Raw genomic sequence first — 20,715 nt, forward strand, 5'->3', positions numbered from 1 at the left:
GTTTAGATGTCAACGCACGATCCAATCAGCGATCTGATCACCCGTATCCGCAACGCGCAGATGCGTTCGAAGACCAAGGTCTCCACGCCGGGTTCGAAGATGCGCGAGAACGTGCTCGAGGTTCTGAAGACCGAGGGCTACATCCGCGGTTACGCCACGCTCGAGCATTCCTCGGGCCGCAGCGAGATCGAGATCGAGCTGAAGTATTTCGACGGCGAGCCCGTCATCCGCGAGATTGAGCGCGTTTCCAAGCCCGGGCGTCGCGTCTACGCCTCGGTGAAGAACCTGCCGCGGGTGAACAACGGACTCGGGATTTCGGTGTTGTCGACGCCGAAGGGGATCATGGCCGACCACAGCGCGCGCGACGCGAATGTGGGCGGTGAAGTCCTCTTCACGGTGTTCTGAGAAGGATTTTCGATCCATGTCACGTGTTGGCAAAAAGCCTGTGACGGTGCCGTCGGGCGTTACCGCGACCGTCGACGGCCAGACCGTCAAGATGAAGGGGCCGAAGGGTCAGCTTCAGTTCATCGTCCATGACGACGTCGAGGTGAAGCTCGAGAACGGTCAGGTCAAGGTCAAGCCGCGGACCGAGACCAACCGCGCGCGGGCGCTGTACGGTACCGCTCGCGCCCAGGTCGCGAATCTGGTCGAAGGCGTCACCAAGGGCTTCGAGAAGAAGCTCGAGATCACCGGCGTCGGCTATCGCGCCGCGATGCAGGGCAAGAACCTGCAGCTCGCGCTCGGCTACAGCCACGACGTGATCTATCCGATCCCCGAGGGGATCACGATCACGGTGCCGAAGCCGACCGAGATCACGGTGGCGGGCAGCGACGTCCAGCGCGTCGGCCAGGTCGCCGCCGAGATCCGCTCCTATCGTCCGCCGGAGCCCTACAAGGGCAAGGGCGTGAAGTATGTGGGCGAATTCATCTTCCGCAAGGAAGGCAAGAAGAAGTAACGGAGCCGGTCATGTCGAAAGCCAAGGTTACGAATGCCCGGCGCAAGCGGAGTGTGCGGCTGAAGCTGCGCCGTTCCGCCGGCGGCCGTCCGCGCCTGTCAGTGTTCCGCTCGTCCAAGCATATCTACGCCCAGGTCATTGACGACCTGAAGGGCGAGACGCTGGCCTCCGCTTCTTCGCTCGAGAAGTCGATGCGCGACGGCGGCAAGACCGGCGCCGACATCGATGCGGCGAAGGCGGTCGGCAAGTTGCTGGCCGAGCGCGCGGCCGAGAAGGGCGTCAAGGAAGTCGTGTTCGATCGCGGCAGCTATCTCTACCACGGGCGCGTCAAGGCTCTGGCCGACGCGGCGCGTGAGAGTGGGCTGAGCTTCTAACAGAATTTGAGGATTGGGGCGCAAGCCTCTGAAGGATTGGAAAAACCATGGCAGCTGAACGCGAACAACGTGGTGGACGCGATCAACGCGGCGGCGGGCGTGAACGCAGGGAGCGCGAGGAGCGCGACAGCGAGTTCGTCGACAAGCTCGTCCACATCAACCGCGTGGCCAAGGTCGTCAAGGGCGGCAAGCGCTTCGGTTTCGCAGCGCTGGTCGTGATCGGCGACCAGAAGGGTCGTGCCGGCTTCGGTCACGGCAAGGCGCGCGAAGTGCCCGAGGCGATCCGCAAGGCGACCGAGTCCGCCAAGCGCAACCTGACGCGCGTCTCGCTGCGCGAGGGCCGCACGCTCCATCACGACATCGCCGGCCGTCATGGCGCGGGCCGTGTCTACCTGCGTGCAGCTCCGGCCGGCACCGGCATCATCGCCGGCGGTCCGATGCGCGCCGTGTTCGAAACGCTCGGCGTCCAGGACGTTGTGGCGAAGTCGATCGGCTCGTCGAACCCGTACAACATGGTGCGCGCGACCTTTGACGCGCTGAAGCATCAGGATTCGCCGCGCTCGGTCGCTGCCCGTCGCAACATCAAGGTGTCCACCCTCCAGTCCCGCCGTATCGGTGGCGACGCAGAGGCGGCTGCCGACTAACGGAAGCTTTTCGGAGTAGACCACGATGGCCAAGGCCGCAAAGACGATCAAGCTTGAGCAGACCGGCAGCGCGATCCGCCGCCATCACTCGCAGCGTTCGACGCTGATCGGGCTCAAGCTCAACAAGATCGGCCGTATCAGCGAACTGCCGGACACCCCGGCGGTCCGCGGCATGATCGAGAAGGTTCACCATCTCGTCCGTATCGTCGACGAGAAGTAAGCAAAGGCGCACGATCCCGAAGAGCGGGAAGCGGTTTTCGGTGAAGATCGTGCGCAAGACACAAGGAGAAGGGCGATGAAGCTCAGCGATATCGCCGACAACGCCGGCTCGCGCAAGAAGCGTATGCGCGTCGGCCGCGGCATCGGTTCCGGCAAGGGCAAGCAGTCCGGCCGCGGCGGCAAGGGCCAGACCGCGCGTTCGGGCGTGCGCATCAAGGGTTTCGAAGGCGGCCAGATGCCGATGCATCGCCGTCTGCCCAAGCGCGGCTTCAACAACATCTTCCGCATCGAGTTCGCCGAGATCAATCTCGACCGGCTCCAGGAAGCGGTCGATGCCAAGAAGATCGACGCCGGCAGCGTCGTGAACGTCGAGGCCCTGGTGAAGGGCGGCGTGCTGCGCCGCGCCAAGGGCGGCCTGCGGCTGCTCGGCCGCGGCGAGCTCAAGTCCAAGCTCAACATCGAAGTGCATGGCGCCACCAAGACCGCAATCGCGGCGGTCGAGAAGGCCGGCGGCTCGGTGAAGATCCTCGCCCCTGCCAAGGAAGAAGGCGAGGCGGCGTAACAACTGCGTCATTGGCCCGCGGCTCGCGGGCCTTTACGCATGCGGGACGTGGACTTATCGAAGCCGAGCCCCAGATAATGTCCGGCGTCCGCTAAAGTAGCCCGGCCGCGGGCATGACGGCGCAACAGGCGGCGGGAGAAAGTCCAAGATGGTCTCTGCAGCGGAACAACTGGCAGCCAATCTCAATTTCGGCGCGTTTGCCAAGGCCGACGAACTGAAGAAGCGCATCTGGTTCACCCTGGGTGCGCTGCTCGTTTATCGGCTCGGGACCTACATCCCGCTGCCCGGCATTGATCCGAACATCTGGGAGCAGGTGTTCCGCTCGCAGGCGGGCGGCATCCTCGGCATGTTCAACATGTTCGCCGGCGGCGGCATCCACCGCATGGCGATCTTTGCGCTGAACATCATGCCGTACATCTCGGCCTCGATCATCATCCAGCTCCTCACCACCGTCTCGCCGCAGCTCGAGGCGCTGAAGAAGGAAGGCGAGGCAGGCCGCAAGACGCTGAATCAGTACACCCGCTATCTGACGGTCATCCTGGCCGCATTCCAGTCCTACGGGATCGCGGTAGGTCTCGAAGGCGCCGGCAACGTCGTCAGCGAGCCCGGAATGTTCTTCCGCCTGTCCACGGCGATCACGCTGACCGGCGGCACCATGTTCCTGATGTGGCTGGGCGAGCAGATCACCTCGCGTGGCATCGGCAACGGCATCTCGCTGATCATTCTCGCCGGCATCGTCGCCGAGTTGCCCGCGGCGCTCGCCAGCATGCTCGAGCTCGGCCGTCAGGGTGCGATGTCGACCGGCCTGATCCTGGTCGTCATCATCATGGCCGTCGCCGTGATCGCCTTCATCGTGTTCATGGAGCGCGCGCAGCGCCGCCTCCTGATCCAGTATCCGAAGCGCCAGGTCGGCAACAAGATGTTCGAGGGCCAGTCCTCGCATCTGCCGCTCAAGCTCAACACCTCGGGCGTGATCCCGCCGATCTTCGCGTCCTCGCTGCTCTTGCTGCCGACCACGGTGGCGAACTTCAATGCGGGCAGCGGGCCGGAATGGTTCCAGTGGATCAACACCCAGCTCGGCCATGGCCGCCCGCTGTTCCTGATCATGTATCTGGCGCTGATCGTGTTCTTCGCCTTCTTCTACACCGCGATCGTGTTCAACCCGACCGAGACCGCGGACAATCTGAAGAAGCATGGCGGCTTCATCCCGGGCATCCGTCCTGGCGAGCGCACCGCCGAATATATCGACTACGTGCTGTCGCGCATTACCGTGCTCGGCGCGATTTATCTGGCGATCGTCTGCCTGATTCCCGAGATCCTGATCTCCTACGCGTCGGTGCCGTTCTATTTCGGCGGCACCTCGCTGCTGATCGTCGTCAGTGTCACCATGGATACGGTGGCGCAGGTCCAGGGCTATCTTCTGGCCCATCAGTATGAAGGCCTGATCCGGAAGTCCAAGCTGCGCGGCCGCCGTAGATGAACCGGGAGCTCGCGCGCCGAATCGCTTTCACGATCGGCGCGCTTCTCCTCTTCAGGCTGGGCACGCAGATCCCGATTGCGGGGCTGGATGTTTCGCGCCTCTCGTCGCTACCCGATTTCAACGGCCGCCTTTCGCTGTTTTCGCTCGGCCTCATTCCCTATCTGACTGCGGCGATCTTTGTCCGGTTGCTGTCGTCGGTGTGGCGCGGCCTGAGTTCGCTCGAGCGGTCGGGCGAGGACGGCCGACGCAAGGTGGCCCGCGCTACGCTCGGACTCACGCTGGCTCTTGCCGCCTTTCAGGCTTACGGCATCTCCTCCGCGCTGATCTCCATTCCGCAGCTCGTCAGGGATCCCGACGGCTGGTTCGTGATGACGGCCACGGCCTCGATGATTGGCGGCGTTTTTGTGCTGGTGTGGCTGAGCGAACAGATCACCCGCTACGGCATTGGCAACGGTCTGGCGCTGATTTTGAGTGTCGGCATGCTCGCTTCCTTGCCGCGAGACGTCGCCGGCATCGCAGATGTTGTGCGGAGCGGGACGATCTCCGGCAATCTCGTGGTCTTCCACGCCGTGTTCTGGGTCGCGACCATCGCTGTGATCGTGCTTGTCGAAGGCGCACGGCGAAATGTTCGGGTCGAGTTCGGCGCGCTCAATGTCGGCGCGCGGCAACTGCCGGTGCGCGAAGCTGTGCTGCCGATCAAGCTCAACAGCGCGGGGTTCCTGATTCCCCCGCGGGTCACTTCAAATTCCTCCGGGTGTGGTCAGTCAAATTCCTCCACCCGCGAGGCAGGACAAGGGACTGTTAGTTTGAGTTTGTTTCCCGGGCAAGAGCTTCAGCGGCTTCTTTGAGCCGATAGCTGCGTCCGTCGAACTCAAGCAGATGGCAATGATGCATAAGGCCCCCGTGGGTCGGTCAAAATCCCCCGGGTATGGTCACTTGAAACTCCCCCACCTGATGATCGCCGTCAGCGCCGCTGAACAGCAGTAGCCGGTCAGGCAGGACGTTTATGTTCGACCCCTTTAGCCAGCAAGGGGCCGGGGAGTTGAACGTCTTGAAGCGACATCTGCAAAGCACCGTACTTACATTACTTGATCGCAACACCAGCCAGCGCGAGATTCACCGGCTGACGGGTGTCGATCGCAAGACGATCCGGCGTTATCAGGCGCTGCGGGCCGGTGCGGAGGCAAATTCCCCCGGGGAAGTGACCACCGGCTCGGTGAGCGCGGACGGCCAAATTCCTCCACCCCGACCACCGGCTTTTGGGACATCGGAAGCGACGGTCACCAGCAGCCTGGCCCGTTCGGCTTGCGAAGCGCATCGGACGTGGATCGAAGAACAGGTCCGGCTGAAGCGGAACGCGCAGGCGATTTACCAGGACCTGGTTGATCAATTTGGCTTTCCGTCCAGCTACCAGAGTGTCAAGCGGTTTGTGCGCCGGTTGCGGCACGCTGATCCTGAGCAGTTTGATCGTCTTGAGTTCCTCCCCGGCGAGGAAGCTCAGGTCGACTATGGCGAGGGCGCGCCGACGGTTGATCCGAAGCCCCGCGGGTCACTTCAAATTCCTCCGGGTGTGGTCAGTCAAATTCCTCCACCCGCGAGGCAGGACAAGGGACTGTTAGTTTGAGTTTGTTTCCCGGGCAAGAGCTTCAGCGGCTTCTTTGAGCCGATAGCTGCGTCCGTCGAACTCAAGCAGATGGCAATGATGCATAAGGCGATCGAGGATCGTCGTGCTCATAGTGTTGTCCCCAAGGTATGCCCCCCAATCCTGCACGACGCGATTGGAGGTGACGATGACGCTGCGGCGCAGTTTGTAACGCTGATGGATCAGGGTCTGCAGCAAAGTGCCGGCGTCGTCGGGGATGGCGCGTGCGAGGAATAGATCGTCCAGCACGAGGAGATCGCAGTCGATGATGGTTCGCAGCCGGACCTCGCGTTGTGCCGGAGAGTTCAGGGCGTAGCGGTGGAAGAAGTCGTCGGTCTCAAGATACTGGACCTTGTGGCTTTGCAGGATCGCCTGATAGGCAATCGCCTTGGCGATGTGCGACTTCCCGGTGCCAGGTTTGCCAACAAGCAGAGCGTTCTCGCCAGCGGCAATGAACGCCAGGGTGTGGAGCTGGAAGCAGGTCTGACGTGGCAGTTTGGGATTGAAGGACCAGTCGAACTCGGCGAGCGTCAGCTTTTCGTCGAGCCCGGATTGCTGGTATCGCCGCTCGATAAGACGGGACTGACGACGGTCCAGTTCATCCTGCAGGATAAGGGAGAAGGTCTCGAGGAAGGGCTGGTTGGCGCCCTGCGCCTGGAGCACGCGCGTCTGCAGCGTGTCGCGGACACCCGACAGGCGCAGCTGTCGTAGGCAACGCTCAATTTCCGGCATGGTCATCATGTGGCTAGGTCTCCAGTTTAAGGTGAGAAGGTGCAGCGGGAGCGCTCGTGGCGCCGGAGTTGGCCGGGGTTGCGCAGGCGACACGAGCGCGGATTGCCGTGGCGTGATCGTCGTGAGCCTCGGCCTGCCGACCATTGTCGTCGGCGTCGCGCCGCACAGCGCGGCTGAAGAGGTCGCCGTATTCCGCGGGGGTACGGATCAGCGGATGATCCTGGGTGAGCGGCGATGCCGGCTGTGGCGTCACTCCAACCTGCTCGATCGCCTGTTCGAACAACCGCTCGACGGTCGCACGCACGTGCTTGTAGCGGTAGATGCGGTTGTCGATGGCGTGCGCGCAGGCCTGCTCGACCAGCCGCGCCGGATACTTCCGGCCCAGCCCGACAATGCCCCACATCGCGCGCTGTCCGGGGCGCCCTTCGGTGTCGAACACCTGCTGGCACAAGGCCCTGGTCTGCGGTCCGATGCGCTCGGCGCTCGCCAGCAGCACGGCGGTTTGCCGCGACGGGTTGAACGGCCGTTCGCTGGTCGGCAGGACGACAGAACCGGGGTGCGCCATCCGGGAATGAACACGCAGCAGCGCACGGGTGTGGCGATCACGGATCTCGATCGTGGTGGTGTAGATGCGCACGACGACCTGGCTGCCGATCGGCGCGGGCCGCGCGGCGTAATAGCTGTTGTCGACGCGTACGGTGGTGTCGTCGCAGACAGTCCGGACGACTTCGGTGAAGATGCGGAAGGGAGCGACAGGCAGCGGCCGCAGGTGCGGCTTCTCTTCCTGGAACATCGCCTCGACCTGACGGCGCGTGCTGCCGTGGATGCGTTTGGAAGCCCAGTTCTCCTCCCAGTGCCTCAAGAACTCGTTTTGCGCCTCCAGCGTCTCGAAGCGCCGTCCGGCCAGCGCAGTGCCCTGGGTATGTTGAATCGCATTCTCGACGCATCCTTTCCGATTTGGATCGGCCACGCGCGCGGGATCGGCGACCACGGCGTAATGAGCCAGCATCGCGCTGTAAATCGGGTTGAGCTGGGGCTCGTACAAATCCGGCTTGAGGACGCCTTCCTTCAGGTTGTCGAGCACGACATAGCTGGGGACCCCGCCAAAATACCGGAACGCCTCTTCGTGGAGCTGCGCCCAGACTTGTTGGCTGGACTTCCAGACTACCCGCCGGAAGCTGCGCCGCGAGTAGCGTAGCGTCATCACGAACAGGCGGGGACGACGGTACCGCCCGCTCTTCGGATCAACCGTCGGCGCGCCCTCGCCATAGTCGACCTGAGCTTCCTCGCCGGGGAGGAACTCAAGACGATCAAACTGCTCAGGATCAGCGTGCCGCAACCGGCGCACAAACCGCTTGACACTCTGGTAGCTGGACGGAAAGCCAAATTGATCAACCAGGTCCTGGTAAATCGCCTGCGCGTTCCGCTTCAGCCGGACCTGTTCTTCGATCCACGTCCGATGCGCTTCGCAAGCCGAACGGGCCAGGCTGCTGGTGACCGTCGCTTCCGATGTCCCAAAAGCCGGTGGTCGGGGTGGAGGAATTTGGCCGTCCGCGCTCACCGAGCCGGTGGTCACTTCCCCGGGGGAATTTGCCTCCGCACCGGCCCGCAGCGCCTGATAACGCCGGATCGTCTTGCGATCGACACCCGTCAGCCGGTGAATCTCGCGCTGGCTGGTGTTGCGATCAAGTAATGTAAGTACGGTGCTTTGCAGATGTCGCTTCAAGACGTTCAACTCCCCGGCCCCTTGCTGGCTAAAGGGGTCGAACATAAACGTCCTGCCTGACCGGCTACTGCTGTTCAGCGGCGCTGACGGCGATCATCAGGTGGGGGAGTTTCAAGTGACCATACCCGGGGGATTTTGACCGACCCACGGGGGAAGAGCGGGCGGTACCGTCGTCCCCGCCTGTTCGTGATGACGCTACGCTACTCGCGGCGCAGCTTCCGGCGGGTAGTCTGGAAGTCCAGCCAACAAGTCTGGGCGCAGCTCCACGAAGAGGCGTTCCGGTATTTTGGCGGGGTCCCCAGCTATGTCGTGCTCGACAACCTGAAGGAAGGCGTCCTCAAGCCGGATTTGTACGAGCCCCAGCTCAACCCGATTTACAGCGCGATGCTGGCTCATTACGCCGTGGTCGCCGATCCCGCGCGCGTGGCCGATCCAAATCGGAAAGGATGCGTCGAGAATGCGATTCAACATACCCAGGGCACTGCGCTGGCCGGACGGCGCTTCGAGACGCTGGAGGCGCAAAACGAGTTCTTGAGGCACTGGGAGGAGAACTGGGCTTCCAAACGCATCCACGGCAGCACGCGCCGTCAGGTCGAGGCGATGTTCCAGGAAGAGAAGCCGCACCTGCGGCCGCTGCCTGTCGCTCCCTTCCGCATCTTCACCGAAGTCGTCCGGACTGTCTGCGACGACACCACCGTACGCGTCGACAACAGCTATTACGCCGCGCGGCCCGCGCCGATCGGCAGCCAGGTCGTCGTGCGCATCTACACCACCACGATCGAGATCCGTGATCGCCACACCCGTGCGCTGCTGCGTGTTCATTCCCGGATGGCGCACCCCGGTTCTGTCGTCCTGCCGACCAGCGAACGGCCGTTCAACCCGTCGCGGCAAACCGCCGTGCTGCTGGCGAGCGCCGAGCGCATCGGACCGCAGACCAGGGCCTTGTGCCAGCAGGTGTTCGACACCGAAGGGCGCCCCGGACAGCGCGCGATGTGGGGCATAGAGCTGGCCCCGCAAATTCGGACAGTAGCTTGAGTGGATTTTCTGCCTGACAGCGGCGAGGATTCTTGCTGCGAATCAGGAGCGAAGATGACGAAGAAGAGCCGCCGGACGCATTCTCCGGCATTCAAGGCGAAGGTTGCTTTGGCTGCGGTCAAAGGCGACAAGACACTGGCGGAGCTGGCGCAACTGTTTGATGTTCATCCGAACCAGATCACGACTGGAAAAACCAGCTCCTGGAAGGCGCCGCCGGCGTGTTTGGGCATGACAAGACATCGGCCGAGACGCCGGTCGATTTGAAGGCGTTACATGCCAAGATCGGCGAGCTGGCGTTGGAAAACGATTTTTTGTCCGGCGCGCTCACCAAGGCGGGCCTGCTGAGCGCAAAGCGATGATCGACCGCGATCATGATCTTTCTATCGTGCGCCAGGCGAAGGTCCTGAAGCTGGCTCGCAGCACGGTCTACTATGAACCTCGGCCAGTTTCGGCCGAGGACCTTGCCTTGATGCGTCGGCTCGATGAGCTGCATCTCGATTATCCCTTCGCGGGAGCGCGTATGCTGCGATCGTTGCTGCGGCGGGAGGGCGTATACGCCGGTCGCCGCCACATCGCGACGCTGATGAAGCGCATGGGGATCGAGGCGGTCTATCGTCGCCCGAACACGAGCAAGCCGGCTCCGGGTCACAAGATCTACCCGTACCTGTTGCGCGGATTGAAGATCGAGCGGCCCGACCATGCGTGGGCAATGGACATCACCTACATTCCGATGCGGCGTGGCTTCGTCTATCTCGCGGCGGTCGTCGATGTGTTCAGCCGACGGGTCCTGGCCCATCGCGTCTCGATCACAATGGAGGCGGCCTTCTGCGTCGAAGCGGTCCAGGAGGCGTTGGCGAAGCACGGCAGGCCCGAGATTTTCAACACGGATCAGGGCAGCCAGTTCACCAGCCTCGAGTTCACCGATGTGCTGCTGGACGCGAAGATCGCCATCAGCATGGACGGCAAGGGCGCCTGGCGCGACAACGTGTTTGTCGAGCGGCTCTGGCGCACGGTCAAATACGAAGAAGTATATCTCCGCGCCTACGACAGCGTGTCCGAGGCGCGAGCGTCAATTGCCAAGTATCTGGCCTTCTACAATCAGGGACGCCCTCACTCGAGCCTTGACGGGCGCACGCCCGACGAGGCTTACTTCGGCACGCAAGCTATGGTGATGGCCGCATGACCGTCGCCGACGGTTTTGTCGTCGCTCTGGTCGGGCTACGCCCTCCCGACGCAACGACAAAACCGTAAAGCCCCGCGTTCAGCATAACCCGGCAGGAATCCACTTAAATCCAGCGGGGCGCTGTCCAAACAACCGGGGCCAGCTCTTAGGCGCTCTTTACGGTCGCTTCACTCTGAACTTCTGCAGGACTATTGTCGGAGGCATCGCGCACTATGCATTGATGGACCGGTCGATCGAGGAGGCGATCCCGCAGCCTTGAAACAGAAGGCATTGGACTGATACGAGCGGCTCCGCAGTCGGCTCGACGGGCCCATTATGGCCGAGCGCTCCGAGATGCGCATGGCGAGCAGGTGTTCGAGGTCGATGTGCCGCGCAGTGACGGCAGGATCTACACTCGCAGGATGGCCTCAATCTCTTGCGCTGCTCTAAGCAGCGAGCGGTCTTGTCCGCGCGCGGAGATGACCTGAAGGCCAAATGGAAGTCCGCACCGATCCGTTCCGCACGGAATCGAAATCGCGGGCAGGTGGGCATGATTGACAAACGGCGTGAACACCGCGTGGGCGCGCGGACTTGCGGCTTTTCCGCCGATCATGTCCGGGCCGAGCTGCGTGAGCGGCCACGCGACGCATGGCACCGTCGGCGTCAGCAAGAGGTCAACTTCGGTGAAGAAAGCCGCGAAGGCATTCGCGATCGCAGCGCTCGCGAGCAGCGCTCCGGCAACCTCAGCACCCGACCAGGAGAGACCTCGCTCGATCTGCCTGGCGATGTCGGGATCGAAGATGGTGGGATCCTTGCGGAAGGAGTCACCATAGAGCGCCGCGAGACCCGCATGCTGAAGCGGCATGATGGCGTCTTCCGTGGCGCCTGCCGGCCAGACGGGATCGCGTTGCGTGATGCACAAACCTGCCGCGGAAAGGCGGTCGATGGCGGAGGCGAGCCCATTCGCGACGACGTCATCAATCGCGACATCGAGGCCAAGGCGCGGCGAGAACGCGATGCGCCGACCGCCGATGTCTTCGGCCTGCAGCGCAACGACGGAAGAATCCGGATCGCGCGGATCGGCGCCGACCATGGCTTCGAACGCCAGTGCGATATCGGCCGCATCAGCTGCGATCGGCGCGATGACGGAGAGGCCAAAGAAGGGCTCGGCGAAACCTGGCCCATAGGGGATCGCGCCATAGGACGGCTTGAAGCCGGCGACCCCGACATGGGCTGGCGGCCTGCGGCTCGAGCCACCCGCATCGGTGCCGATCGCGAGCGGCACGAGGCCGGCGGCGACGGCCGCGGCCGGGCCGCCCGATGAGCCGCCGGGCGTCAGCGCGGGATCGAGGGGATGCCGCGTTGGCCCATACAGCGGCGAGGTGGTGACGCCCTTGCAGGCGAACTCGGACGTTGCGCCGATGCCGACGACGACCGCTCCGGCCCTGCGCAGGCGCTCGATCGCGATGGCATCGTGCGGTACGATGAAATCGCAGAATAGCCGCGAGCCCTGCGTCACACGCCAGCCGCCGACCCAGATGTTGTCCTTCACGATGACGGGGACGCCGGCGAGCGGCATCGCCTCGCCGGCACGCAGGCGATCGTCGACCGCCGCAGCGTCGGCCAGCGTGCGTGCGGGATCGATCGTGACGACCGCGTTCAACGCCTTGGCGGCCTCGATCCGCGCGAGCGCGGCCTTTGCGGTTTCGATGGCGCTCGTCCGCCCGGCTGCGACATCGGCCGCGATCTCGTGGGCACTATGCGCTGGCATTGTCACGGCCTCCCCAGATCAGCGCCACCGTGCCGCAGAGGGCCAGGCACGCCAAGGCAAAGAAAGCCGCGCCGAGGCCGGCCACACCATCAAGGATTGATACCAGCGCGGGCGCCACCAGCAGGCCGGCATAGGATGCGGTCAGCACCGCGCCGGTGGTTTCGCCGATCCGGTCTTGAGGGGCGAGGCGGGCGATCTCGGCAATGAAGACGCCATTCCAGCCCGACGCCGTCAAGCCGAACAGCGCAGCAATCACGAACTGCCAGGTGCGACTGAGCGATCCGCCGTCGAGGCCGAGCAGCGCGGCGCAGAAGGCCATGCCGAGACCGATGACGATGAGCACCATGCGCGGAGCATCGAGCCGCATCGCCACAAATCCCCAGCCGAGCCGGCCGACGAGGCCGCCGGCTTGCGCGCAGGCGAGCGCCATGCCGGCCTCGATATGGCTGAGGCCGAGTTCGCGGGTGCCGAGCGTGACGAACACCGTGTTGAGCGACACCTGCATCGCACTGAACGGCATCGAGGCCAGCGCCAGCATCGCGATGCGCCGGTCCGCCGTCATCAGCGCCAGCCGCGCGCGGAGATCGAGCGACGGGGGTGGGACGAGCTTGACGGCGTAGGCCGGTCGCAACCATTCAAACAGAACGATCGCCAGCAGCGCGCAGAGGCCCACCACCGCATAGCACCAGGACGGCCCGAACGCGATGGCGATCGTGGGCAGGGCCAGCGAGCCGCAGACAGCGCCAACCTGGTTGCCGGTCTGGCGCACCGAAAACACGAAGGTGCGCCGCTCGGCGGTCACGAGCCGCGCCAGCAGCGCCGCGCTCGCCGGTGTCTCGGGCCCCATCGCAAGGCCAAGGCAGATGCCCGCGGCCAGCAGGGCGGCGGTCGATCCGAGCGCGGCCAGCGCCATGGCGACGACGATGGCCGCCGCGCACAGGCTCGCGATCCGCAGCGAGCCGGCCCGAGCGATGAAGCCGCCGCCCCAGAACGAGGCCGGGATGCCAACGGCGAACACCGCGCAGGAGAACATCGAGAGCTGCCAGACCTCGATATGGGCGCGCGGCGCGACCACGCCAGGCGCGAACAAGGCAAACGCAACGAGGGCCTGCAGCAAGGTCATCGCGCCAAGGGCCGGCAGCAATGCGGGTGCTGGCCGAACGGCTGCGTTTCCGTCTACCATGGCGGCTTGCTCATGGGAGGAACAAGGTGGCAGGCGGCATTTCCATTCACGCGGTCGATGTGGCGAGCGGGCGGCCGGCGCAGGGGCTGCGCGTCGAGATCTGGCGGATCGATCCGGACTCCGCGCGCATCGCCGACGGGCGGCTCGGCGCCAACGGCGTGCTCGATCATGCGGTCGCGCAAGGCGCTGGCGTGACGGCCGGCGAGTACGAGGTGCTGTTTCATCTCGGCGAGTTCTTTGGCGACAGCGACGGCTTCCTGACCGTGACGCCGTTCCGGTTCCGCATCAAGAACGTTGACGAGCATTTTCATCTGCCGTTGAAATTCACGCGCTGGGGCTACTCGCTGTTTCGCGGTGCCTGATCAGTTCGTCAGCCGCCGCGACAGGCCGGTGACGCGCTCCATGATTGCGACCAACGCGATGGTGGCGATGATCAGCACGCCCGAGAGGGCCGCGATGGTGACATCCAGCTTGCCTTCGAGATCCTGCCACATCCGGATCGGCAGCATGTCGGTCGCGGCATCGCGCAGGAACAGCGACACCGGCACGTTGTCGAAGGACGACATGAAGGCGATGAAGGCGCCCGCGATGATGCCGGGCCGGATCAGCGGCAGCACGATGCGGCGGAACGTATAGAGACGGCTTGCCCCCAGCACGGCCGAGCTTTCGAGCAGGGTCGGCTCGAGCTGGGCGAGGGCCGCGACCGTGTTGCGCACGACATAGGGGACGCAGACCACAGTGTGTCCGATCACCAGCGTCAGCGGCGACACCGGCAGGCCGACCAGCGAGAACAGCATCAGGGCGGCAAGGCCGAAGGCGAGCGCCGGCAAGACCAGCGGCGACATGAAGAGGGAATCGAGCAGCCGTGCGGACAGCGTCCGCGACCGCGAGATTGCGAGCGCCGCCGCGACGCCGAGCACGACAGAGAGGCCCGTCGCCCATAACGCCACGATCAGGCTGTTTTTCGCCGCGAAATGCAGCTGCCAGGCATTCCACAATTCGGTGTACCAACGCAGCGAATAGCCCGGCGGCGGGAAGCGCAGCGAGAAGCCGCTGGTGAAGGAGACGATCAGAACGACAAGCGACGGTGCGATGATGATGATCAGCGCGATCACCGCGGTCACGGTCATGACCAGCTCGAAGCTCAGGGCTTCCAGGGTGCGCTTGCGGCCGCTCATCACGCGCCTCCATAGCCGCGCGACAGGCGGCCAAGCGTGGTGAAGACCGAGACGACCGCGAGCACGGCGAGCAGGAAGATGATCGAGATCGCCGCCGCAAACGGCCAGTTCTGGAGCGTGGAGGCTTGCTGATAGAGATACATCGGCATGAACAGCATCTGCCCGCCGCCGACCAGCGACTGGGTGATGAAGGCGGTGATCGCGGCGGCATAGGTCAGTGTGCAGCCGGCGATCACGCCGGGCAATGACAATGGCAGCACGACACGGAAGAAGGTGCGCCAGCTTCCAGCGCCGAGCGAGCAGGAGGCATCGTCGAGATTGGGGTCGATGCGGCCGAGCGCGGTGATCAGCGGCAGCGTCATCAGCGGCATCTGCACCTGCGCCAGCGCGATCACCACGCCGAACTGTGTATAGAGCAGTTTCAATGGGGTATCGATGATCCCGAGCGCTTGCAGTGTCGCATTGATGATGCCCTGGCGGCCCAGGATGACGATCCAGGCGAAGGTGCGGACGACTACGCTGGTCAAAAGCGGCAGCAGCACGATCAGGATGATGATGGTCTGAAGCTTTGGTCCGACTCGTTGATAGAGCCACGCGATGGGAAAGCCGAGCACGAGACAGACGGCAGTTACCTCGGCGCCCAGCAGCAGTGTCGAGCCGAGCACGCCCAGGCTGAATGGATCGGTGAGAAAGTGCAGGTACTGGCCGAGCCCCCAGTGGAGCCCGGCCGTGTCGTTGTGCAGCGAGAGCCAGAACAATTGCAGCAGCGGCGCGACGAAGAAGAGGAGGAAGAACAGCGCCAGCGGCGCTGCCAATCCCATCCCGTAGGATGTCACATCGCGTGATGCCGGTGCTGCACCCATGGCTTAGATCTTGATTTCGCGGTTGAAGCGCTCGATCCAGGCCGAGCGCTGCTCGTTGATCTTCTTCCAGTCCTGGAACACGAACTTCTTCTTCAGCTCGGCCGTGTCCTTGGCCAGCACGCGCGCGATCTCGCCGCCCATCGTGACCTTGGAATTGGTCGGCACGATCAGATAGGGCGGGTTCATCAGCGTGGTCTGCACCTCCGGCGTCAGCGCGGCCTCGATCAGCTTGAAGGCGAGCTCGCGGTTCGGCGAGTTCTTGACAATGTGGATCGTGGTCTTGAAGGCGATGGCGCCTTCCTTGGGCGCCACGAACTCGACCGGCACGCCCCGCGCTTTCAGGATCTGGATGGCGTTGAAGTTGCCGGGCGAGATGTCGATCTGGCCTTGCTGGAACAGGGTCGCGAGTGCGCCGGGATTGGCGGCGACCGCGGCGAGATTGGGCTTGAGCTCCTCCAGCGCCTTGAAGGCGGGATCGACATTGGCTTCCGAGCCGCCGCGCATCTTGGCGATCTCGACCAGCCATCCGGTGCCGAGCGTCGAGTTGAGGTTGGTGATACCGACGCGGCCCTTGAACTCGGGCTTCCAGAGATCGGCCCATGATGTCGGCGGCGTCTTGACGGCTTCCGGATTGTAGGTGAGGCCGACGACCTGAAAGAACGGGGCGGGGCCCATCGGCTCCTGCGCCTCGGCGATCAGGTCCTTGTAATGGGCGCTTTTCTCGACCGGATAGGGCTCGACCAGGTCCTGGCCGATGGCAACGAGTGCAGGGCCGGGATCATGCAGCATGACGTCGATCGGCGGATTGGCCTTGGCGGCGTTGACCTTCGCGATCTGGTCGACCGAGAGCATGGGGTCGAGCACGATTGCGGCGTCCGCGTTGGCCTTGCGGAAGGCCGGCACCAGCACCGCCTTGTGCGCTTCCTCCCAGCTTCCGGTGAATGTCGCAAACACCAGTGGGCGGGCCTGGGCGTAGCTCAAGCCCGGAAACGCCTTCATGGCGCCGAGGGTAAGTGCGGTCGTCATCAGGCTTCGGCGGTTCAGGATCATGTCGAACTCCCTATGGACAAGACTAAAATCTAGAGCGTTGCAGGAAAAGCGTTGGCGAGCGACGGGGCTAGCGGCGCGAGGCGCACCGCAGCACCGTTCTCCAGCGCGCGCGTCTCGCCGATGCGCGCCTGCGAGACCTTGACGCCGGAGCCGTCGGCAGTGGTGACTTCGTGCACGACAGTGGCTCCCAGCGGCAGCGACATGCCGACCACGCCGGCAAAGCCGGTCTCGTCGCCGACGAATTGCAGATGCTCGGGACGGATGCAGACGGTGACGCGGCCACCTTCGCTGAGCGCCCCGCCGGCGGGCCGCGCGATGATCTCCGTGCCGGCGTCGAGGCGTATCTTGGCGGCGGTACGGTCCGCCGAGACCACCACGCCGGGCATGCGGTTGGTCGAACCGACGAAAGTGTTGACGAACAATGTCTGCGGCCGGTCGTAGACGTCGGACGGCGTGCCGAACTGCTCGAGCTTGCCGTGGCTCAGCACGGCGACGCGGTCCGCCATCGACAGCGCCTCTTCCTGGTCGTGAGTGACGATGAGCGTGGTGATGCCGGAGACGCGTTGCAGCCGCTTGACCTCGATCTGCATGTCAAGCCGCAGATTCTTGTCGAGCGCGGCGAAGGGCTCGTCGAGCAGCAGGATCGACGGCTTGATCGCGAGCGCTCGGGCCAGCGCGACCCGCTGCTGCTGGCCGCCGGAGAGTTGCCGCGGCAGCCGCTCGCCCATAGCAGGCAGCTGCACCAGGTCCAGCAGGCGCTGCGCCTCGCGCTGGCGCGTCGCCTTGTCGATGCCGCGGGCGGCGAGGCCGTAGGCGACGTTCTCACTGATCGACAGGTGCGGAAACAGCGCGTAGTTCTGGAACACGATCCCGACGGCGCGGCGGTTCGGTGGCATCGTGTCCACGATGTCGTCGCCGATGATGATCCGTCCTTGCGTCTGCGCGATGAAGCCGGCGATGATACGCAAGAGCGTTGTCTTGCCGCAGCCGGACGGGCCGAGCAGGGCGATGATCTCGCCACCCTTGATGTCGAGATTGATGTTCTCGACTGCAAGCGCGCCACTCGGGTACCGGTGGGTGACCGCGTCGACGACGAGCGATCGGCCGCCTTGCGTTTCAGCCATGGTGTTGCCTTCCGTTGCCCCAGAGGAGAAAGCAAGTCTCATGCCCGCGCCTGTCGCTTTTCGGCGCGCGCTCAGGCATGTTGGCCCGATGACATCGGATCGATCGGTTTGCGACCTCACAACCACGGAGCTTGCCCGCGCAATTGCGAGGCGTGAACTGTCCTCGCGTGAGGCCGTTGAAGCGCATCTTGCGCGGATTGCGAGTCTCGACAGTCAATTGGCGGCGTTCGTGACGGTCGATGTGGACGGTGCTCGCCGTGCCGCGTAGATTTGCGATGCAGCATCGGAGCCGCTCGGTCCGCTGCACGGTGTGCCTATCGGGATCAAAGACCTCACCGACACCGGCGGGCTTAAGACGACTTATGGATCGATGCTGTTTCGCGATCACGTTCCGGCCGAGGACGATCTGGTGGTCGCGCGGCTGCGCCGCGCCGGTGCGATCATCCTGGGCAAGACCAACACGCCGGAGTTCGGCTTCGGCGCGGTCTGCACCAACCGATTGTGCGGGCCGACGCGCAATCCCTACGATTCCGCACTGACCTCCGGCGGATCGTCCGGCGGCTCTGCCGTCGCGGTCGCGGCCGGCATGGTGCCGCTGGCGCATGGCACCGATTTCGGCGGCTCGGTACGCACGCCCGCAAGCTTCTGCGACGTCGCCTCGATCCGGCCGACGCCAGGCCGCATGCCGTCGCCGCGCCGGCCGCTCGGCTGGGACATGCTGGCGACCCACGGTTTCCTGGCTCGCGGTGTCGATGACCTCGCGCTTGCACTGTCGGTGTGCGAGAGAAGCGATGCGCGCGACCCCGTATCGATCGGCCTCGGCAGCGACGATTGGTCGAACGCGGGACGTCCGAGGATCGCCGTCACGCCCGATCTCGGTGTTGCACCGATCGCACGCGACGTTCGCGCGCGCTTCACCACCGCGTGTGAGGCGCTGGCCCGGGTTGCCGACGTCGTGCCGTCGTCGCCCGATTGTAGCGGCGCGGTCGAAACCTTTCGCGTGCTGCGCGCTGCGCACATCGCCAACAGCTATGGCGAGCTGCTGAGGGCCCGGCGTGCGGAACTCACTCCGACGGTAATCTGGAATATCGAGGCCGGCACGAAACTGTCCGCGCAGGACTACCTCAACGCAGAACGACGTCGCACCGCCATCTACCGCAGCTTTCGCGAGCTGTTCACCCGTACCGATTTCCTGATTGCGCCGGCCGCGTCCGTCTTCCCCTGGCCGAACGAGATCAACGATGTCACCGCAATTGACGGGGTGGCATTGTCGACGCCGATCGACTATCTCGCTGTCACCTTCATCGTGTCGCTGGTCGGCTTTCCCGTCCTGACCGTGCCGGTATGGCGAGAACCGAACGAATTGCCCTTCGGCATTCAGGTCGTCGCGCCGCCCGGCGGTGAATCCCGCTTGTTTGCCTTCGGCCGTGTTCTCCAGAACGAATTGGGCTTTTCGCATCGTCGGCCGCCTCTCTGATCAGCTGTCGCGATGCTCAATCCGGGCGGCGAGCGCAGCAGCGAGACCGAGGGTCGGTTTGGCGGCGGGCCGGCGGAACGTTCCCGCCGCTGCCTTGCGCAGGTGCAAGGCAACCAGCGCTTCGGCCTGCTTCACTGAGGCGACGACCTGATCGACCACGGGAACGGGAATCCGGTCGGCGACGCGCTCGGCGAGGCCGGAGAGCGGGGCCCCGGCAAAGATCAGCACATCGGCCTTGTCCTCGACGATGGCGCGGTGGGCGAGCTCGACCAGCACGTCCTCCTTCTCGGTGCCGACCTCGGAGATGGCCTGAAAAGGCGTATCGAGCATCCGGATGCCGGCGCAGCGCTCCCACAGCCCGTGGGCGCGGACGCACTCCTCGTACCAGGGACCAAGCGCCTGGGCGAAGGTGACGATGGCGAAGCGACGCCCGGCCATGCAGGCGGTCAGCATCGCCGCCTCCGCCATGCCGACCACGGGAATGTCGAAGGTCTCGCGCGCGGCGAACAGGCCGGGATCGCCGAAGACTGCGATGATCGCGGCATCGACCGTCCTGTGCTGCTCGGCCAGCATCTCCAGCGCAATGGCCCCGCCGATCTGCGCCTCGGTGCGCGTCGCGATATAGGGCACGCCGCGGGTCGCTGTGCAGGGGATCAGCTCCGTCCCGGGCGAGACCGCCCGCTGCCCGACACCCATCATCAGGTGCGTGACCTCGGCGCTGGTGTTCGGGTTGAGCAGCAGCAGCTTCATGACTATGCCGCCGTCTGCTTGGCCTGAGAGGCGGCGAGGACTTCGAGCAGGGCCGTGCCGGTGCGTGCGACATGCGCGCCGAGCAGGCGGCCCGCCGTTTCGCCGTCGCGCGCTTCGAGGGCGGCCAGGATATCGGCGTGCTCGTCGACCGAATTGCTCCAGCGGCGGTCGGCGCCGAGGGCGAGATATCGCGCGCGCTCGGCCCGGGAGATCAGCGTTTCGTGGGCTTCCCGCAGCGGCGTGTTGCGGGCCATGCGGACGATGGTGTTGTGGATCTCGCCGTTGATGGCGAAATAGTCGTCCAGCTTGCCGCTGCGGTGATGACCCTCCATGCGGGCCTGAAGCGTTCGCAGGCGGGCGAGGTCGCGCTCGGTCGCGCGCTCCGCAGCGAGCTCGGCGGCGAGCCGCTCGATACCGGCGAGCGCCTCGAACAATTCCGAGATGCCGTCCGCCGCGATATCGGCAATGCGCGGGCTGCGGTTGGGACGAAGCTCGATCAACCCCTCTGCGGCAAGCACTTTCATGGCCTCGCGCAAGGGGGTGCGTGACACGCCGAGCTCCTTCGACAGCCAGGTCTCCTGGGTCTGCGAACCCGGCGGCAGTTCGCCGCGAATGATCATCGTCCGCATCCGCGCCGCGGCACGCTCATGCAGGCCCATCCGCTTGAGTTTGGGCGACTTTCGTCCCTTTGACGCTTCCGGTTTTGGCTGCACGCGTGCCTCGCTTATCACGTTGATCTTAGCCGTTTCCGGCGCCTTTGCTTGCCAAAAATATCGACGTATCTCGCT

At 64.6% G+C, this 20,715-nt stretch carries 19 protein-coding genes and 5 pseudogenes; 13 read left to right on the plus strand and 11 right to left on the minus strand.

The genetic code is table 11. The features are described 5' to 3' along the window. Positions 1–6 precede the first annotated feature (6 nt). The 8 genes and pseudogenes from rpsH to ABIF91_RS33870 form a co-directional block, all read left to right on the plus strand. On the plus strand, positions 7–405 hold the full coding sequence (gene rpsH, locus ABIF91_RS33835; RefSeq protein WP_027554158.1) for a 30S ribosomal protein S8: 399 nt from the start codon (positions 7–9) through the stop codon (positions 403–405). Positions 406–421: 16 nt separating this feature from the next. Then, positions 422–955: a 50S ribosomal protein L6 gene (rplF, locus tag ABIF91_RS33840; RefSeq protein ID WP_028177973.1), complete on the plus strand. Its 534-nt coding sequence runs from the start codon at positions 422–424 to the stop codon at positions 953–955. 11 nt (positions 956–966) lie between these two features. Continuing rightward, positions 967–1,329: a 50S ribosomal protein L18 gene (gene rplR / locus ABIF91_RS33845; RefSeq protein ID WP_024342458.1), complete on the plus strand. Its 363-nt coding sequence runs from the start codon at positions 967–969 to the stop codon at positions 1,327–1,329. 47 nt (positions 1,330–1,376) lie between these two features. Further along, positions 1,377–1,973, plus strand: a complete 597-nt coding sequence (gene rpsE / locus ABIF91_RS33850) for a 30S ribosomal protein S5 (RefSeq protein ID WP_014494507.1) — start codon at positions 1,377–1,379, stop codon at positions 1,971–1,973. 25 nt (positions 1,974–1,998) lie between these two features. After that, positions 1,999–2,193: a 50S ribosomal protein L30 gene (gene rpmD, locus ABIF91_RS33855; protein WP_027554162.1), complete on the plus strand. Its 195-nt coding sequence runs from the start codon at positions 1,999–2,001 to the stop codon at positions 2,191–2,193. A gap of 75 nt (positions 2,194–2,268) precedes the next feature. Further along, positions 2,269–2,754 carry a 50S ribosomal protein L15 gene (gene rplO, locus ABIF91_RS33860; RefSeq protein WP_028177974.1) on the plus strand — a complete coding sequence of 162 codons (486 nt, stop codon included), beginning with the start codon at positions 2,269–2,271 and terminating at the stop codon, positions 2,752–2,754. 148 nt (positions 2,755–2,902) lie between these two features. After that, positions 2,903–4,234, plus strand: coding sequence for a preprotein translocase subunit SecY (secY, locus tag ABIF91_RS33865; RefSeq protein ID WP_028177975.1), 1,332 nt, complete (start codon positions 2,903–2,905; stop codon positions 4,232–4,234). Further along, a pseudogene (locus ABIF91_RS33870) lies at positions 4,231–4,941 on the plus strand (preprotein translocase subunit SecY); the annotation flags it as partial. The gene secY and the pseudogene ABIF91_RS33870, both read left to right, overlap by 4 nt. 94 nt (positions 4,942–5,035) lie before the next feature. On the opposite strand, the pseudogene ABIF91_RS33875 reads toward ABIF91_RS33870, so the two are convergent. After that, positions 5,036–5,131: pseudogene (locus ABIF91_RS33875) on the minus strand (ATP-binding protein); the annotation flags it as partial. Positions 5,132–5,240: 109 nt separating this feature from the next. Here ABIF91_RS33875 and ABIF91_RS33880 point away from each other — a divergent pair. Beyond that, a pseudogene (locus tag ABIF91_RS33880) lies at positions 5,241–5,774 on the plus strand (IS21 family transposase); the annotation flags it as partial. Between the two features lie 75 nt (positions 5,775–5,849). On the opposite strand, the gene istB reads toward ABIF91_RS33880, so the two are convergent. Both istB and istA (ABIF91_RS33890) read right to left on the minus strand, forming a co-directional pair. Next, positions 5,850–6,617 (minus strand): IS21-like element IS1631 family helper ATPase IstB, encoded by a 768-nt coding sequence (gene istB / locus ABIF91_RS33885; RefSeq protein ID WP_038952109.1) that lies wholly within the window; start codon positions 6,615–6,617, stop codon positions 5,850–5,852. A 4-nt stretch (positions 6,618–6,621) separates the two neighbouring features. Then, a complete protein-coding gene (gene istA / locus ABIF91_RS33890; protein ID WP_100214066.1) occupies positions 6,622–8,379 on the minus strand; it encodes an IS21-like element IS1631 family transposase in 1,758 nt (585 codons plus the stop codon). Between the two features lie 90 nt (positions 8,380–8,469). Here istA (ABIF91_RS33890) and istA (ABIF91_RS33895) point away from each other — a divergent pair. Both istA (ABIF91_RS33895) and ABIF91_RS33900 read left to right on the plus strand, forming a co-directional pair. Further along, a pseudogene (gene istA / locus ABIF91_RS33895) lies at positions 8,470–9,336 on the plus strand (IS21-like element IS1631 family transposase); the annotation flags it as partial. An 87-nt stretch (positions 9,337–9,423) separates the two neighbouring features. Then, positions 9,424–10,552, plus strand: a pseudogene (locus ABIF91_RS33900) (IS3-like element ISRj2 family transposase). A gap of 388 nt (positions 10,553–10,940) precedes the next feature. Here ABIF91_RS33900 and ABIF91_RS33905 read toward each other — a convergent pair. Continuing rightward, positions 10,941–12,302 carry an amidase gene (locus ABIF91_RS33905; protein WP_035718085.1) on the minus strand — a complete coding sequence of 454 codons (1,362 nt, stop codon included), beginning with the start codon at positions 12,300–12,302 and terminating at the stop codon, positions 10,941–10,943. Next, positions 12,289–13,485, minus strand: a complete 1,197-nt coding sequence (locus tag ABIF91_RS33910) for an MFS transporter (RefSeq protein WP_028179859.1) — start codon at positions 13,483–13,485, stop codon at positions 12,289–12,291. Before ABIF91_RS33910 ends, ABIF91_RS33905 begins: the two co-directional genes overlap by 14 nt. Before the next feature lie 26 nt (positions 13,486–13,511). On the opposite strand from ABIF91_RS33910, the gene ABIF91_RS33915 reads away from it, so the two are divergent. Beyond that, the gene (locus ABIF91_RS33915) at positions 13,512–13,847 is read left to right on the plus strand and encodes a hydroxyisourate hydrolase (RefSeq protein ID WP_028179858.1); all 336 of its coding nucleotides are present in this window, start codon (positions 13,512–13,514) and stop codon (positions 13,845–13,847) included. Here the strand turns inward: ABIF91_RS33915 and ABIF91_RS33920 are convergent, their stop codons facing one another. From ABIF91_RS33920 to ABIF91_RS33935, 4 genes are read right to left on the minus strand one after another with little or no spacing between them, the layout of a single operon-like run. After that, positions 13,848–14,663 carry an ABC transporter permease gene (locus ABIF91_RS33920; protein WP_028179857.1) on the minus strand — a complete coding sequence of 272 codons (816 nt, stop codon included), beginning with the start codon at positions 14,661–14,663 and terminating at the stop codon, positions 13,848–13,850. Further along, the gene (locus ABIF91_RS33925) at positions 14,663–15,526 is read right to left on the minus strand and encodes an ABC transporter permease (protein ID WP_028179856.1); all 864 of its coding nucleotides are present in this window, start codon (positions 15,524–15,526) and stop codon (positions 14,663–14,665) included. The genes ABIF91_RS33920 and ABIF91_RS33925 overlap by 1 nt, the downstream gene beginning before the upstream one ends. Before the next feature lie 3 nt (positions 15,527–15,529). After that, a complete protein-coding gene (locus ABIF91_RS33930; protein ID WP_028179855.1) occupies positions 15,530–16,576 on the minus strand; it encodes an ABC transporter substrate-binding protein in 1,047 nt (348 codons plus the stop codon). Between the two features lie 29 nt (positions 16,577–16,605). Further along, a complete protein-coding gene (locus ABIF91_RS33935) occupies positions 16,606–17,700 on the minus strand; it encodes an ABC transporter ATP-binding protein (protein ID WP_028179854.1) in 1,095 nt (364 codons plus the stop codon). A gap of 268 nt (positions 17,701–17,968) precedes the next feature. Here ABIF91_RS33935 and ABIF91_RS33940 point away from each other — a divergent pair, with 268 nt between their 5' ends. Next, on the plus strand, positions 17,969–19,177 hold the full coding sequence (locus ABIF91_RS33940; RefSeq protein ID WP_283805400.1) for an amidase: 1,209 nt from the start codon (positions 17,969–17,971) through the stop codon (positions 19,175–19,177). Here the strand turns inward: ABIF91_RS33940 and ABIF91_RS33945 are convergent, their stop codons facing one another. Together ABIF91_RS33945 and ABIF91_RS33950 are read right to left on the minus strand one after the other, a co-directional pair. Beyond that, positions 19,178–19,927, minus strand: a complete 750-nt coding sequence (locus tag ABIF91_RS33945) for an aspartate/glutamate racemase family protein (protein WP_424579633.1) — start codon at positions 19,925–19,927, stop codon at positions 19,178–19,180. It lies immediately after the preceding gene. A 2-nt stretch (positions 19,928–19,929) separates the two neighbouring features. Beyond that, positions 19,930–20,709 (minus strand): GntR family transcriptional regulator, encoded by a 780-nt coding sequence (locus ABIF91_RS33950; RefSeq protein WP_155251930.1) that lies wholly within the window; start codon positions 20,707–20,709, stop codon positions 19,930–19,932. Positions 20,710–20,715: the final 6 nt, after the last annotated feature.

It is taken from the genome of Bradyrhizobium sp. USDA 241, assembly GCF_049739505.1.
GTDB lineage: Bacteria > Pseudomonadota > Alphaproteobacteria > Rhizobiales > Xanthobacteraceae > Bradyrhizobium > Bradyrhizobium liaoningense.

What these genes read in the sequence shown, in the direction of transcription:
- ABIF91_RS33920 (WP_028179857.1), bottom strand. Translation starts at nt 14,663, where the DNA reads ATGAGCGGCCGCAAGCGCACCCTGGAAGCCCTGAGCTTCGAGCTGGTC.
- rplO (WP_028177974.1), top strand. Translation starts at nt 2,269, where the DNA reads ATGAAGCTCAGCGATATCGCCGACAACGCCGGCTCGCGCAAGAAGCGT.
- rplR (WP_024342458.1), top strand. Translation starts at nt 967, where the DNA reads ATGTCGAAAGCCAAGGTTACGAATGCCCGGCGCAAGCGGAGTGTGCGG.
- ABIF91_RS33925 (WP_028179856.1), bottom strand. Translation starts at nt 15,526, where the DNA reads ATGGGTGCAGCACCGGCATCACGCGATGTGACATCCTACGGGATGGGA.
- rplF (WP_028177973.1), top strand. Translation starts at nt 422, where the DNA reads ATGTCACGTGTTGGCAAAAAGCCTGTGACGGTGCCGTCGGGCGTTACC.
- istA (WP_100214066.1), bottom strand. Translation starts at nt 8,379, where the DNA reads ATGTTCGACCCCTTTAGCCAGCAAGGGGCCGGGGAGTTGAACGTCTTG.
- istB (WP_038952109.1), bottom strand. Translation starts at nt 6,617, where the DNA reads ATGATGACCATGCCGGAAATTGAGCGTTGCCTACGACAGCTGCGCCTG.
- secY (WP_028177975.1), top strand. Translation starts at nt 2,903, where the DNA reads ATGGTCTCTGCAGCGGAACAACTGGCAGCCAATCTCAATTTCGGCGCG.
- rpsH (WP_027554158.1), top strand. Translation starts at nt 7, where the DNA reads ATGTCAACGCACGATCCAATCAGCGATCTGATCACCCGTATCCGCAAC.
- ABIF91_RS33935 (WP_028179854.1), bottom strand. Translation starts at nt 17,700, where the DNA reads ATGGCTGAAACGCAAGGCGGCCGATCGCTCGTCGTCGACGCGGTCACC.
- rpmD (WP_027554162.1), top strand. Translation starts at nt 1,999, where the DNA reads ATGGCCAAGGCCGCAAAGACGATCAAGCTTGAGCAGACCGGCAGCGCG.
- ABIF91_RS33910 (WP_028179859.1), bottom strand. Translation starts at nt 13,485, where the DNA reads ATGGTAGACGGAAACGCAGCCGTTCGGCCAGCACCCGCATTGCTGCCG.
- ABIF91_RS33930 (WP_028179855.1), bottom strand. Translation starts at nt 16,576, where the DNA reads ATGATCCTGAACCGCCGAAGCCTGATGACGACCGCACTTACCCTCGGC.
- ABIF91_RS33905 (WP_035718085.1), bottom strand. Translation starts at nt 12,302, where the DNA reads ATGCCAGCGCATAGTGCCCACGAGATCGCGGCCGATGTCGCAGCCGGG.
- rpsE (WP_014494507.1), top strand. Translation starts at nt 1,377, where the DNA reads ATGGCAGCTGAACGCGAACAACGTGGTGGACGCGATCAACGCGGCGGC.
- ABIF91_RS33945 (WP_424579633.1), bottom strand. Translation starts at nt 19,927, where the DNA reads ATGAAGCTGCTGCTGCTCAACCCGAACACCAGCGCCGAGGTCACGCAC.